The sequence below is a fragment of the Bacillus sp. LJBS06 genome, assembly GCF_016924995.1.
GTDB classification, from domain to species: domain Bacteria; phylum Bacillota; class Bacilli; order Bacillales; family Bacillaceae; genus Bacillus; species Bacillus stercoris.
Window position 1 is genome coordinate 621,667 of record NZ_CP070483.1, and the last position, 11,886, is coordinate 633,552.

At 44.2% G+C, this 11,886-nt stretch carries 10 protein-coding genes and 1 pseudogene; 6 read left to right on the plus strand and 5 right to left on the minus strand.

Features of this window, described 5'->3' with window-relative positions:
- Positions 1-88: 88 nt before the first annotated feature.
- Positions 89-607 (minus strand): damage-inducible protein DinB, encoded by a 519-nt coding sequence (gene dinB, locus JQX68_RS03225; RefSeq protein ID WP_147772959.1) that lies wholly within the window; start codon positions 605-607, stop codon positions 89-91.
- Positions 608-768: 161 nt separating this feature from the next.
- Here dinB and JQX68_RS03230 point away from each other — a divergent pair, with 161 nt between their 5' ends.
- Positions 769-1,227, plus strand: a complete 459-nt coding sequence (locus JQX68_RS03230; protein ID WP_147772979.1) for a MarR family transcriptional regulator — start codon at positions 769-771, stop codon at positions 1,225-1,227.
- Positions 1,224-3,881, plus strand: a complete 2,658-nt coding sequence (locus tag JQX68_RS03235) for an MMPL family transporter (RefSeq protein ID WP_134976430.1) — start codon at positions 1,224-1,226, stop codon at positions 3,879-3,881. The genes JQX68_RS03230 and JQX68_RS03235 overlap by 4 nt, the downstream gene beginning before the upstream one ends.
- Positions 3,882-4,042: 161 nt before the next feature.
- Here the strand turns inward: JQX68_RS03235 and JQX68_RS03240 are convergent, their stop codons facing one another.
- Together JQX68_RS03240 and JQX68_RS03245 are read right to left on the minus strand one after the other, a co-directional pair.
- Positions 4,043-4,672 carry a nitroreductase family protein gene (locus JQX68_RS03240; RefSeq protein WP_014662981.1) on the minus strand — a complete coding sequence of 210 codons (630 nt, stop codon included), beginning with the start codon at positions 4,670-4,672 and terminating at the stop codon, positions 4,043-4,045.
- A 15-nt stretch (positions 4,673-4,687) separates the two neighbouring features.
- Positions 4,688-5,181 (minus strand): annotated as a pseudogene (locus JQX68_RS03245) (MarR family transcriptional regulator).
- Positions 5,182-5,490: 309 nt separating this feature from the next.
- Between JQX68_RS03245 and JQX68_RS03250 the strand changes: the two are divergent.
- Positions 5,491-6,699, plus strand: coding sequence for a Bcr/CflA family efflux MFS transporter (locus JQX68_RS03250; RefSeq protein ID WP_147772960.1), 1,209 nt, complete (start codon positions 5,491-5,493; stop codon positions 6,697-6,699).
- A gap of 35 nt (positions 6,700-6,734) precedes the next feature.
- Here the strand turns inward: JQX68_RS03250 and JQX68_RS03255 are convergent, their stop codons facing one another.
- The gene (locus JQX68_RS03255) at positions 6,735-7,472 is read right to left on the minus strand and encodes a sulfite exporter TauE/SafE family protein (protein WP_040084037.1); all 738 of its coding nucleotides are present in this window, start codon (positions 7,470-7,472) and stop codon (positions 6,735-6,737) included.
- Between the two features lie 247 nt (positions 7,473-7,719).
- Here JQX68_RS03255 and JQX68_RS03260 point away from each other — a divergent pair, with 247 nt between their 5' ends.
- From JQX68_RS03260 to JQX68_RS03270, 3 genes are all read left to right on the plus strand, one after another.
- Positions 7,720-8,394, plus strand: a complete 675-nt coding sequence (locus JQX68_RS03260; protein ID WP_003234129.1) for a GntR family transcriptional regulator — start codon at positions 7,720-7,722, stop codon at positions 8,392-8,394.
- Between the two features lie 125 nt (positions 8,395-8,519).
- Positions 8,520-9,782 (plus strand): glycoside hydrolase family 18 protein, encoded by a 1,263-nt coding sequence (locus JQX68_RS03265; protein ID WP_147772961.1) that lies wholly within the window; start codon positions 8,520-8,522, stop codon positions 9,780-9,782.
- Positions 9,783-9,940: 158 nt separating this feature from the next.
- Positions 9,941-11,128, plus strand: coding sequence for a macrolide family glycosyltransferase (locus JQX68_RS03270; protein WP_147772962.1), 1,188 nt, complete (start codon positions 9,941-9,943; stop codon positions 11,126-11,128).
- Positions 11,129-11,166: 38 nt separating this feature from the next.
- Here the strand turns inward: JQX68_RS03270 and JQX68_RS03275 are convergent, their stop codons facing one another.
- Positions 11,167-11,877, minus strand: a complete 711-nt coding sequence (locus tag JQX68_RS03275) for a membrane lipoprotein lipid attachment site-containing protein (protein WP_147772963.1) — start codon at positions 11,875-11,877, stop codon at positions 11,167-11,169.
- Between the last annotated feature and the right edge of the window lie 9 nt (positions 11,878-11,886).

The window sequence follows — 11,886 nt, forward strand, 5'->3', positions numbered from 1 at the left end:
TTTTTACTATAAAGGGTATATGAAAGGAAATTTAATGTGATTTGGACTATTCAGCAAAAGAAAGCAGCTCCATGTAGGAGCCGCTTTCCTATGCCTGTTCAGTTTTTTGCATGTACAGGTAAAGCCCATAATCTGTCGGTGCGGATGCGTATCCTGCCTGCCGCAGCATTGCCGTGATATTGCCGCGGTGGTATGTTCCGTGATTGACAACGTGGGGAATCAGTTCGGAAACAGTTGTTTTCATGATTCCGCCTGAGGGATTTTGAATCTGGAGGGGCTGATTGAGCTGTTCTTTTAGCTGTAAAAAAAGTGTGTAGCGCTCGGATAACTTCAGAAACAGGTCTTCCATTTCCTCCATTTCTTTTGCCTCTGTCTGTTCTTTTAGCTGTTCAGCTAACGCCAAAGCATCGCTCATCGTTTTGCCGGAAAACACTTCAATCCAGCCGAGATCAGAAAGGTAAACATGAGACAATACATGGGATATCGACGGAAACACACTTTGAATGTCTTGATGGTATACCTCTTTTGGAAGCTCTTTTAATCGGTTGAAGATTTGCTGATTGGCCCAGATGTTATATTGATACAATTTCAGTGCAAAATCTGACATGTCAATTTTCCCCTTTCAAGGTTATAACTCCTATTATACACGAACGAGTGTTCCGGGTGTTCATAAATAAAATATGTTGACAGATATAGTTTAGAGGAATAAACTAATTAACAATAATCATAAAGTTTAGCAGGGTAAACTACAATGAGGAGGGGAAGATGTTGAATGAACAAAAGCTATGTCAGGCGATAAACCTGTTTGTGGAAGTCCTGCTTGAAGGGACAGAGTTTGTGCATCGTGAAATCAATCAGGATGTCTTCAAGCATATCTCCAGAGAACAGGCAGACCTGTTAAAAATTTTAAAGGTCAAGGGCCCAACCTCTCCCGGCAGTCTGGCCATGTATCAAAATGTACATAAGAGCGCGATCTCTAACAGGCTGAAAAAGCTGCTCGATAAAGGATGGGTTGAATGGGATGACTGTCCGGCAAAAAGTGATAAGCGCTCTAAGCTTATTAACATCACAACCAGCGGTGAAAAAATTCTCGAAGAATTAGATTCCGCCATCTTTAACGCGCTCAAAGAGCTGATCGATGATATAGATGAGGAACACGTAAATTCCATCATAGAGATATTCACCATTTTAAAAAGCAAATTTAAAGGAGAAGATTCTGCCGAATGAGAGCCATCATTAAATTCAAGTGGGCAATTGCAGCCATTATATTAGCGCTTACCGTCGTATTGAGTTTATTTTCTCCGAACTTAACGGAGCTGGCCAATCAAAAGGGGCAGGCCCAGCTTCCCGCTGATGCTGTTTCAGAAAGGGCAAATGCCATTTTAAAACAAGCGGGAGAAGACAATAATTCGATCAGTGTTGTCTTTACATTAGACCACGCTTTAAAGAAAGAAACAGAGAATCAGCTCCGGACAATGATCGATAAAATCAAAAAGATCGACGGTGTAGAAGAGGTAACATCTCCTCTGTCAGCGGAAAAAGAAGTCAAAGACCAGTTGATGTCTAAAGACAAGAAAACCGTTCTCATTCCTGTCACGATTACAGGTTCTGATAAAAAGGCGGAAAAAATTGCGGACGAGATTTATCAAATCGTTCCTGATGATTTGACGGCATATATTACGGGAGCTTCCCTTATCAACCAGGATTTCGCTCACAGCTCAGAGGAAGGGCTTAAGAAAACGGAAGTGATAACAGTCTGCCTGATCATCGGTTTACTGCTGATCGTGTTCCGATCTGTTGTGACGCCTTTTATACCGATTGTAGCAGTGGGTTTTTCTTATCTGATCAGTCAATCCATACTTGGCATCCTTGTATACTATGTTGATTTTCCTATTTCGACGTTTACGCAAACCTTCTTAGTCGCGATCCTGTTCGGCATTGGAACAGATTACTGCATTCTGCTTCTTACACGATTCCGGGAAGAATTGGCAAACGGGCATGACAAAAAAGAAGCGGCGCTTATCGCTTACCGCACAGGGGGAAAAACCTTATTCATCAGCGGATTCGCGGTATTAATCGGATTTTCCGCGTTAGGATTTGCGAAGTTTGCGATTTTCCAATCCGCCGTAGGAGTAGCGGTCGGTGTGGGAATCTTAATGATCATTCTCTATACACTGCTGCCATTATTTATGGTGACACTGGGTGAAAAATTATTCTGGCCATCAAAGAAAGTGCTGTCGCACAGTGACAACAAATTATGGACGTTTCTTGGCAGACACTCCGTTGCGCGTCCGTTTCTGTTCATTGCCATCACGGTGGTGATTACGCTTCCGTTCATCTTGACCTATGATGACCAGATATCATTCGATTCAACTGCGGAAATCAGCAGTGATTATCAATCAATCAAAGCTCTCGAGGCCATCAAGGACGGATTCGGGGAAGGAAAAGCATTCCCGATCAACGTTGTCGTAAAAGGAGACAAAGATCTCACAACAGCTGATACAATCCCTTATCTCGGCAATATCAGCAAAGCGATCGAGAAAGTCGATCATGTTGACTCTGTCATGACAATCACGCAGCCGACTGGTAAAAAAATCAAAGATTTATATATTGATAACCAGCTAGGATCGGTTTCAGACGGGCTGGATAAAACGGTAAAAGGGATTGCCGATGTCCAAAATGGATTAACAGATATAGAAAACGGCCTGAATCAAATGGCAGGGCAAACCGGCTCGGCCTCAAATAGCGGCTCTGGCGGTTCACTGGGCGATGCCGCAGATGGTTTGGGCAAAATCAATCAGCAGCTGCAGCTCGTGAGCAAACAGATTTCCCAAACTGGAAATACCGCACAGACCGTGCAGCAGCTTACAGCAATCAGCGGACAGCTTGGCCAGATTCAAACCGGCCTTGAACAAGCGAACCAGCAGCTCTCAGGCCAGCAGGCACAAGCCGGAACATTGACAGAAAGCCTGAAGAAGCTGTCAGAAGGCGTGAAGAGCGCAAATGAAGGCCTGACGAAAGTCTCTGACGGCATTACAGCTTCCAGTGATATGTTAGAGGACATGAGCAAAAGTCCAACTGTAAGAGATACAGGCATATTCATCCCTGAGCAAGTAATGAAGGACAAAGACTTTAAGAAGTCAATTGACCAGTATTCCTTTGCAGACGGCAAAGGTGTTCAATTAAGTGTCGTTCTGGATTCAAATCCTTACTCAGAACAAGCTATTACGACAATCAACCAAATCAAAAAAGCTGTCGCAAACGAAGTAGACGGCACTCCTCTGGAGGATGCCCAGATCGTGTACGGCGGGGTCACGAGTATGAATGCGGACTTAAAAGAGCTGTCCACAACGGACTTCTCCAGAACGATGGTGATTATGATTATAGGCCTGTTTATCGTGTTAACCATTTTGTTCCGCTCCATGATCATGCCGATTTATATGATCGCGTCACTGCTGCTGACGTACTATACGTCCATATCTATCACAGAATTGATTTTTGTAAACGGCTTAGGAAACGCCGGCGTCAGCTGGGCAGTACCATTTTTCAGCTTTGTTATCTTAATCGCGTTAGGGGTAGATTATTCGATCTTCTTGCTGGACCGATTTAAGGAAGAGGTGCACCTTGGCATTCAGCAAGGCGTTGTCAGGTCAATGAGCAAAATGGGATCTGTCATTATTACAGCTGCCATTATACTGGCTGGTACGTTCGCGGCGATGATGCCTTCAGGCGTCAATACGCTAATGCAGGTGGCAAGTGTTATCATTATCGGGCTCTTGCTATATGGCCTTGTCATTCTTCCGCTCTTTATTCCGGCAATCATTGCGACCTTCGGAGAAGGAAACTGGTGGCCGTTCGGCAGGAAGAAAATAAAAGAATAATAGAAAGAAGAGTGATGAGTGGTCATCACTCTTTTTTCATAACTAAACAACAAAATCAAATCAAGGGTTAACTTCAGACATGTTAACCAAAAGGTCAGGCGATCGAACGGCGGCTATACTTAAAATTAAAGAGCCCGGAAAACATTCCTAGGCTCTTTTTTTTATTTCCATTCTGCAATTGTATCAATCGGCAGGCGGTAGGAAGCATAGCCTTCGTCTGCTGCTTTTCCGATAGAAAGCAGCATGACCGGTACATAACGTTCTTTATCCAATCCGAAGGTTTCCGCGATGTTTTCTTTATCGTATCCGCCGATCGGGTTTGTATCGTAGCCGTGCGCGCGTGCAGTCAACATCAGCTGCATAGAAACGAGGCCTCCGTCAATCAGGATCGTTTCACGGTTGACCTGTGCCGGAAGCTTTTCAAAATGAGCGGTCAGCGCTGCGATTTGTCTGTCTTTGACCTCCTGCGGCATATAACCGAGTTCAACGGCTTTAGAATAGATTTCTTCTAAGTAGTCATCATTGTTCATGTCTGCAAATACAGCGATGACAGCAGATGATGTTGTGACTTGTGTTTGGTTAAAGCTTGCGAGCGGTGCGAGCTTTTCTTTTCCTTCCGGGCTGTCAATGACAAGAAAACGCCATGGCTGCGCGTTAACAGAAGATGGCGCAGTTGTTGCTTCCTCTAAGATTTCAGTCATCTCTTCTTTGCTGATTTTCACTGTCGGATCATAGTTGCGAATCGAACGGCGGCCTTTCATAATTTCCATAAAATCGTTTGTTTTGATCATGTTGATACACTCCTCTTATGCTTCAATATTGTTTATGTTGTTCCGCATGCGCCCCAGCACATCAATGAGCAGGCGGCGCTCTTCTGCGCTTACATTTGCGAGCATTTCCTTCATGAAACGCTCCTTTTCTTTCTTAGAAGACTCGATTCGCTCTCTTCCCTGATCTGTAAGCCGAACAAGGGTGATGCGATTGTCCTCAGGCTTGCGCCGTCTTGACACCATGCCTTTGGCTTCCAGCTGTTTCAGATGTCTGGTAACGGCTGCGCTATCGATATTTACTTTCTTTTGAAGGTCGCTTTGACTGATCTCATCTGCATGATAAAGCAATGTCAGCAATTCCAAACGAGATTGGCTGATGCCCGTGCATGCCTCGAACTTCACACCAATCACCTTGTTCACGCCTTGCAGCTGATATAAAATCTCGGCTTCCTCTGAACAAAATGACGCCAAAACCCATCCCTTCTTTCTGCCAAAATTATTAATTGATATATCAATGATTGACACGTCAATTAATATACAACGATTGATTTCATCTTGCAAGCCATTTGCGCTTTTGAAAAATTTCCCTGTATATAAAATCGCTAGGCTAGAGCTTAGCAAAAAAAGCTAGCCGTTTCTTCAGATGGTGCTGATCACGGTGATTCCCCGGACCATTCCCTTTTGAGGTGTTCGGAATATCGCTTTGCCGAGCCCGTACTCAAGCGGCTTTCATAGGTTGAAAGTTATGATACAATATACAAATGTTTCACAGCTTCAATCCATTATTGGAGCTGACATCCATTATATAAGGGATTAGGTTGAAGGGAAGGTTTGATAACATGCAGCACAATCCAACTGGAAAAGAACGCTTGGCACTGGCGTTTCTGCTCGGCATGCTTGCTATATTGGGCCCGCTTAATATAGATATGTATTTGCCAAGTTTTCCTGAAATCGCGGAAGATTTATCAGCGAGTGCTTCACTTGTTCAGTTAAGTTTAACAGCCTGTCTGGTCGGACTTACGATCGGCCAGCTGATTGTCGGGCCGGTCAGTGATGCGCAGGGAAGGCGAAAACCGCTATTAAACTGTATTTTTTTATTTGCGTTATCCTCTCTGTTTTGTGCACTGTCGCCCAATATTACAACTTTAGTGGCTGCGCGTTTTTTACAGGGATTCACTGCTTCCGCAGGGCTTGTCCTGTCTCGCGCAATCGTCCGCGATGTGTTTACCGGAAGAGAGCTTTCTAAATTTTTCTCGCTGCTCATGGTGATTACCGCCGTGGCGCCGATGGTTGCGCCTATGACAGGCGGTGCCATTTTGCTTTTGCCGTTCGCAACGTGGCATACAATTTTTCATGTCCTAATGATCATTGGATTTTTGCTGGTTCTTCTGATTGCATTGAGGTTAAAAGAAACGCTTCCGCCGAAAAAACGGATTCCAAGCTCAATCGGAACATCCGTCAAAACGATGGGCAGCCTGCTGAAGGATCGGTCCTTTATGGGGTACGCGTTAACTGTCGGGTTTATTCACGGAGGAAGCTTTGCATATGTGTCCGGTACGCCTTTTGTATACCAGGATATCTACGGGGTGTCTCCGCAGGTATTTAGTATCCTTTTCGGCATTAACGGCCTGGCCATTATATCAGGCAGCTTTATCATCGGGCGCTTCGGCGGAATCATTCACGAAAAAAGCCTGCTTCGCATGGCGGTCATTACGGCTATGATTGCGACGGCTGTGCTATTAACCATGACCATCATTCACGGTCCTCTTGCCACATTAGTCATATCCATTTTCATTTACATGATTACGATCGGCATGGTTCTGACCAGCACGTTCACCCTGGCCATGGAAAAGCAGGGGCACCGCGCCGGAAGTGCAAGTGCACTGCTTGGAATGCTTCCGCTGCTCCTCGGTTCGATTGTGTCACCGCTTGTTGGCATTAATGAGACAACAGCCGTTCCGATGGGAGCGATTATGTTTGTGACAGCTGTCATCGGCTCACTGGCGTTTTTTGGATTGACGAAAGAACGAGTAGGGCAGAATTCATAAAAAAACCTGACATGACGTCAGGTTTTTTGTTTTATTTAGAATAACAAGAGCAGACCCGCAATCGCCGGAGTCAAAAAGATGGCTGATTTCAAAACCACCTTTGGCATGAGGTTGGTGAATTTGGCGCCTACATAGGCACCGCACATTGTTCCGACCAGAACTTTAATCAGCAATACATAATCGACGAAACCTTCGGTGATATATCCGATGCCTCCACCAACAGCCAGAGGGATGATCACAAGCATCGTCGTTCCGACAGAATGGCGGATGGACAGATTCAGCATAATCATTAACCCGATTTGAATAAAAGGTGCCGACCCAATGCCGAATGTGCCGGAAAGTACACCTGCTGCAATTCCTAAGATAACCGCTCTCGTATACGTTGAAAGAGTGCTTTGATTCATTTGAGCCTTCTCTTTTAAAATAAATAATCTGATTAAAATAAGAATCGCTGATAAAAATAACATTCCAGCCGTCAAATAATGAAGCAAATCAGCCGGAATAAAAGATGTCAGCTTGGCGCCGAAAAATGAGCCAACCGCAGCAAAGCCTCCGACTATTAAGCCGATTTTCATTTGAATGTTGCCCTCGCGATAGTGGCTGTATGCCCCTGATAAGCTGGTAAAAGCCATGCCTGCGAGAGAAGTGCCTAAAGCCGTATGAATCGGGATATGGAAAAGAAGCGTTAAAAGAGCAATGACAAAGCCCGCTCCACCGGCGCCAATAAAGCCTAAAATAATTCCGAGAAGAAACATAACAAGAATAATGAGCATATTTTTTCCTCCATTGAAAAGATGTAAAAATGTAATCGTGCGCTATTCTGGCGGAGGTATCGTGTCCTATTGACGAAAAAAACACGCCGGTTTTTCAGTTGTCAGTAGTCCGTCGACCGTCGTTTGGCAAATATATCGTACCTCAAATTCTGGGATCTGACAAGGCAGTTTGTTGCTTCCCATTACCATCTGTTATATGATTTTGTTGAAGAAAAGCCCTTGAATATATTCAAAAGAGGTATTATATATGGACGATTTTAAATTAGATAAGCCGACTCCCTACTACCTGCAATTTTATAATCAGCTGAAAAAAATGATCTTTAACGGGACTTTTAAGCCTGGGGAACGGATAAACGAAACACAGCTGGCCAAAAGCTTTGGCGTCAGCCGCTCGCCGATAAGGGAAGCCATGCGATTGCTTGAGAAAGATGGTTTGTTAAAAGCGGATGACCGAAATGGCTTTTCGATCACGTCATTAACGGCAAAAGATGTAGATGAGATTTATAAAATCAGAATTCCGCTGGAGCAGCTGGCAGTCGAATTGGTCATAGACGAAGCGGACGAAGAAGAGCTGACCATACTTGAAAAGCAGCTTGAAGAAACAGAGAAAGCGATTCACAACGGCACGGAAGATACGGAAATCATTCGTTTAAACCAAAAATTTCATGAGCTGCTTGTTGATTTCAGCCATAACCGGCATTTGAAAAATTTGCTTGAGCATGTAAATGATCTGATTCACTTTTGCAGAATCCTTAATTATACCGGCGACCATCGTGCAGAAACGATACTACGTGAGCACCGCAGGATATTTGAAGAAGTGAAAAAGAAAAACAAAGAAGCAGCCAAACAGCATGTGCTGGCTCATTTTAATCATGACTGTGAGCATTTGAAGCATGTGCTTGAAGAAGGAAAAGAGAATTGATTGTATGATCCGGTACCAAGGGGAAGCAGAACCCTTGGTATTTTTTTATGCATTCACCACATATTTAAGCGGCCCCGTTAATAAGATTTTATGATGGTTTGACTAACGAATAATGGGGGTTAAACATGTTTATCCATATCGTCGGGCCTGGTGATTCTTTGTTTTCGATAGGCAGAAGATACGGTGCTTCTGTTGATCAAATAAGGGGTGTGAATGGTTTAGATGAAACGAATATCGTGCCGGGGCAGGCTCTGCTTATCCCTCTTTATGTATATACAGTCCAGCCGGGAGACACGCTTACAACCATTGCGGCAAAAGCGCTTGTTCCATTAGAGCGCCTGCGGGCAGCCAATCCGGGCATCAGCCCAAATGCTTTACAAGCGGGATCAAAAATAACGATTCCTTCGATCTCAAATTACATTGCGGGAACATTAAGTTTTTACGTGCTCCGAAATCCTGACCTTGATCGGGAGCTAATCAATGATTATGCGCCATACTCGTCTTCAATTTCGATTTTTGAATATCGTATTGTACCTAACGGCGATATTGCAAACCAATTAAATGATGCGGCTGCTATCGAGACAACTTGGCAAAGGCGAGTCACGCCGCTGGCAACAATAACGAACCTTACATCAGGAGGCTTCAGTACGGAAATTGTTCACCAAGTGCTGAACAATCCGACAGCGAGAACCAATCTGGTCAACAACATTTATAACTTAGTTTCTACAAGGGGATATGGGGGTGTTACAATTGATTTTGAACAGGTGAGCGCCGCGGACCGCGATCTTTTCACTGGCTTTTTGCGCCAGCTGAGAGATCGCCTTCAGGCGGGAGGGTATGTGCTGACGATAGCTGTTCCGGCAAAAACAAGCGATAATATTCCATGGCTGAGAGGCTACGATTACGGGGGGATAGGATCGGTTGTCAATTATATGTTTATCATGGCTTATGATTGGCATCATGCGGGAAGTGAGCCGGGCCCTGTAGCGCCGATTACTGAAATAAGGAGAACCATTGAGTTTACGATTGCACAGGTGCCGAGCAGAAAAATCATTATCGGAGTCCCGCTCTACGGGTACGACTGGATCATCCCGTACCAGCCGGGTACAGTTGCTTCAGCGATTTCAAATCAAAACGCAATCGAAAGAGCGATGAGGTACCAAGCCCCGATACAATATTCTACCGAATATCAATCACCATTTTTCCGGTACAGTGATCAGCAGGGGCGCACGCATGAGGTATGGTTTGAGGATGTCAGAAGCATGAGCCGGAAGATGCAGATCGTCCGCGAATACAGACTGCAGGCTATTGGCGCTTGGCAGTTAACGCTGGGCTTTACACCGGGCCCATGGCTTCTGCGGAAATTTTTTACGATCAGAAAAGTGTAAAAAAGACACCACAGCTGGGGTGTCTTTTTTTGATTACATCCAGAGCAGCAGATTAGTTCATTCATTTGTCCCTTGCATGAGTTGTGTTCCCATCTTACGATTAGTAGTAGTCTAATCAAACAAAGATTCAGAATACGATTTGAGAGGGAGTTGTCTACATGAAGACAGTATTGATTTTGAATTTTCCTGCGGAAGGCCATGTGAATCCTACCTTAGGTATTACAAAAGCGTTTTCCGATAAGGGATATGATGTCCATTATATCTCCACTGAAAAATATAAAAAACGTTTAGAAGCAGCGGGAGCAACTGTCCATCTTCACAGGGATCTGCTGAGAACAACACCTATTCATGTCGGTTCGCCCAATGGCATTCTTGAATTCGTCAAAATCCATATCAAAACGTCATTGGACATTTTACAGATTGTCAAAGATTTATCTAAGAGCATTCAATTTGATTTTGTTTATTATGATAAATTCGGCGCGGGGGAATTGGTGAGGGATTACTTAGATATTCCAGGAGTCTCTTCATCGGCGTCTTTCCTGTTTGGCGAGGAGCATCTGAAAATCCTGCCGCTGCATCCGGAGTCTGGAGCGCCGCTTGAATTGGATCAAGAGTGCGAAGACCTTTTGGCAAAAATGAAAGAAACGTACGGTGTTGCCCCGAAAAACCTGGTTCAATTCATGAACAATAAAGGGGAATTGAACGTAGTGTATACAAGCCGTTATTTTCAGCCGGAAAGTGATCGTTTCGGGGACGAGTGTCTGTTTATCGGCCCAAGCTTTCCAAAGAGAGCGGAAAAAACAGATTTCCCGATAGAACAGTTAAAAGATGAAAAGGTCATTTATATTTCAATGGGGACTGTACTGGATCATACAGAGGAATTCTTCAACCTTTGTATCGATGCATTTTCCGGCTTTAACGGAAAAGTCGTCATCGCTGCTGGAGAAAAAGCAGACTTGACCAATTTAAAGCAGGCCCCAGAAAACTTTATCATTGCTCCGTATGTCCCTCAGCTGGAAGTGCTGGAGCAATCGGATGTTTTCATTACACACGGCGGAATGAACAGCGTAAACGAAGGGATTCATTTCAGCGTGCCACTGGTTGTCATGCCTCATGACAAGGACCAGCCGATGGTGGCGCAGCGTCTCTCTGAACTCCAAGCAGGCTATGTCATCTCTAAAGATGAAGTCAATGCCCAAATATTAAAACAGGCCGTAGATGAGGTTTTGCGCAACGATCAGTATATGGCAGGCATTAAAAAAATCAATCAAAGCTTCAAAGAATGTATGGACATGGAAGAAGTGATGGAGCGGATTGATGAGTTGATTCGCCAAAAATACAAATAAGAAAAAGAACTCCCGTACCTTGTACGGGAGTTCTTGATTTAAAACTTGATTTTGATTTTTTGAGCATCGCTGATTTTCTTATGGTTATGGTCAAAGACGTCACTTGTCGTGATTTCGATCCACTTGATCTCTTTTGTTTTCTTCTCAGCATCCGCGGCCTTATCATGAGCATGGCCGCTTGATGCGTTCACAATAAACCCGAGATTACCGGACTTTTCGGCGCCGCCTTCCAATTCGCCGTTTAACTCTTCAAGATAAATATCTTTGTTCCAATCAAAGGTTTCGCCTGTATTTGTTTTCATCAAGGCAATCGGCGCAACATTTACTTTTTTTGAAGAGGTGTTCTTAATATCAACGAAAACCTTAACGAAATCGAACTCTTCATCGTGTGTTAACTCATGAAAATAATCAATCATGCTGTAGTCCGGGCGCAAGTGGATCAGCTTCATTTCTTTTACTGTTAACTCCACGTCGCCAATCTTATAGGTTTTGTTCACTTGTTTGATATCTTTTAAGACAGCTTTTCCCTTATCATCAGAAAACGTTTGGCCGACCTTAAGCAATGACCGGTCATCAGTTACCTGGGAATTAGGCTGATAATCATCTGTACTGTCCTTCTGGGATGAAGTGCTTTGCGGCTCGGCTTTTACTGTTTTCTCCCCGCCTGCATGCTGTTTTTCAGTACTGGCGTTTGATGAGCAGCCCGCAAGCATGATGGCAAAAACCAAAATTGAAAGAATTCTTCTCATGATGATTCC

Excerpts from the sequence above, each read along its gene's own strand:
- JQX68_RS03265 (WP_147772961.1), top strand. The coding sequence starts at position 8,520 with ATGTTTATCCATATCGTCGGGCCTGGTGATTCTTTGTTTTCGATAGGC.
- JQX68_RS03240 (WP_014662981.1), bottom strand. The coding sequence starts at position 4,672 with ATGATCAAAACAAACGATTTTATGGAAATTATGAAAGGCCGCCGTTCG.
- JQX68_RS03235 (WP_134976430.1), top strand. The coding sequence starts at position 1,224 with ATGAGAGCCATCATTAAATTCAAGTGGGCAATTGCAGCCATTATATTA.
- JQX68_RS03270 (WP_147772962.1), top strand. The coding sequence starts at position 9,941 with ATGAAGACAGTATTGATTTTGAATTTTCCTGCGGAAGGCCATGTGAAT.
- JQX68_RS03260 (WP_003234129.1), top strand. The coding sequence starts at position 7,720 with ATGGACGATTTTAAATTAGATAAGCCGACTCCCTACTACCTGCAATTT.
- JQX68_RS03255 (WP_040084037.1), bottom strand. The coding sequence starts at position 7,472 with ATGCTCATTATTCTTGTTATGTTTCTTCTCGGAATTATTTTAGGCTTT.
- JQX68_RS03275 (WP_147772963.1), bottom strand. The coding sequence starts at position 11,877 with ATGAGAAGAATTCTTTCAATTTTGGTTTTTGCCATCATGCTTGCGGGC.
- JQX68_RS03250 (WP_147772960.1), top strand. The coding sequence starts at position 5,491 with ATGCAGCACAATCCAACTGGAAAAGAACGCTTGGCACTGGCGTTTCTG.
- dinB (WP_147772959.1), bottom strand. The coding sequence starts at position 607 with ATGTCAGATTTTGCACTGAAATTGTATCAATATAACATCTGGGCCAAT.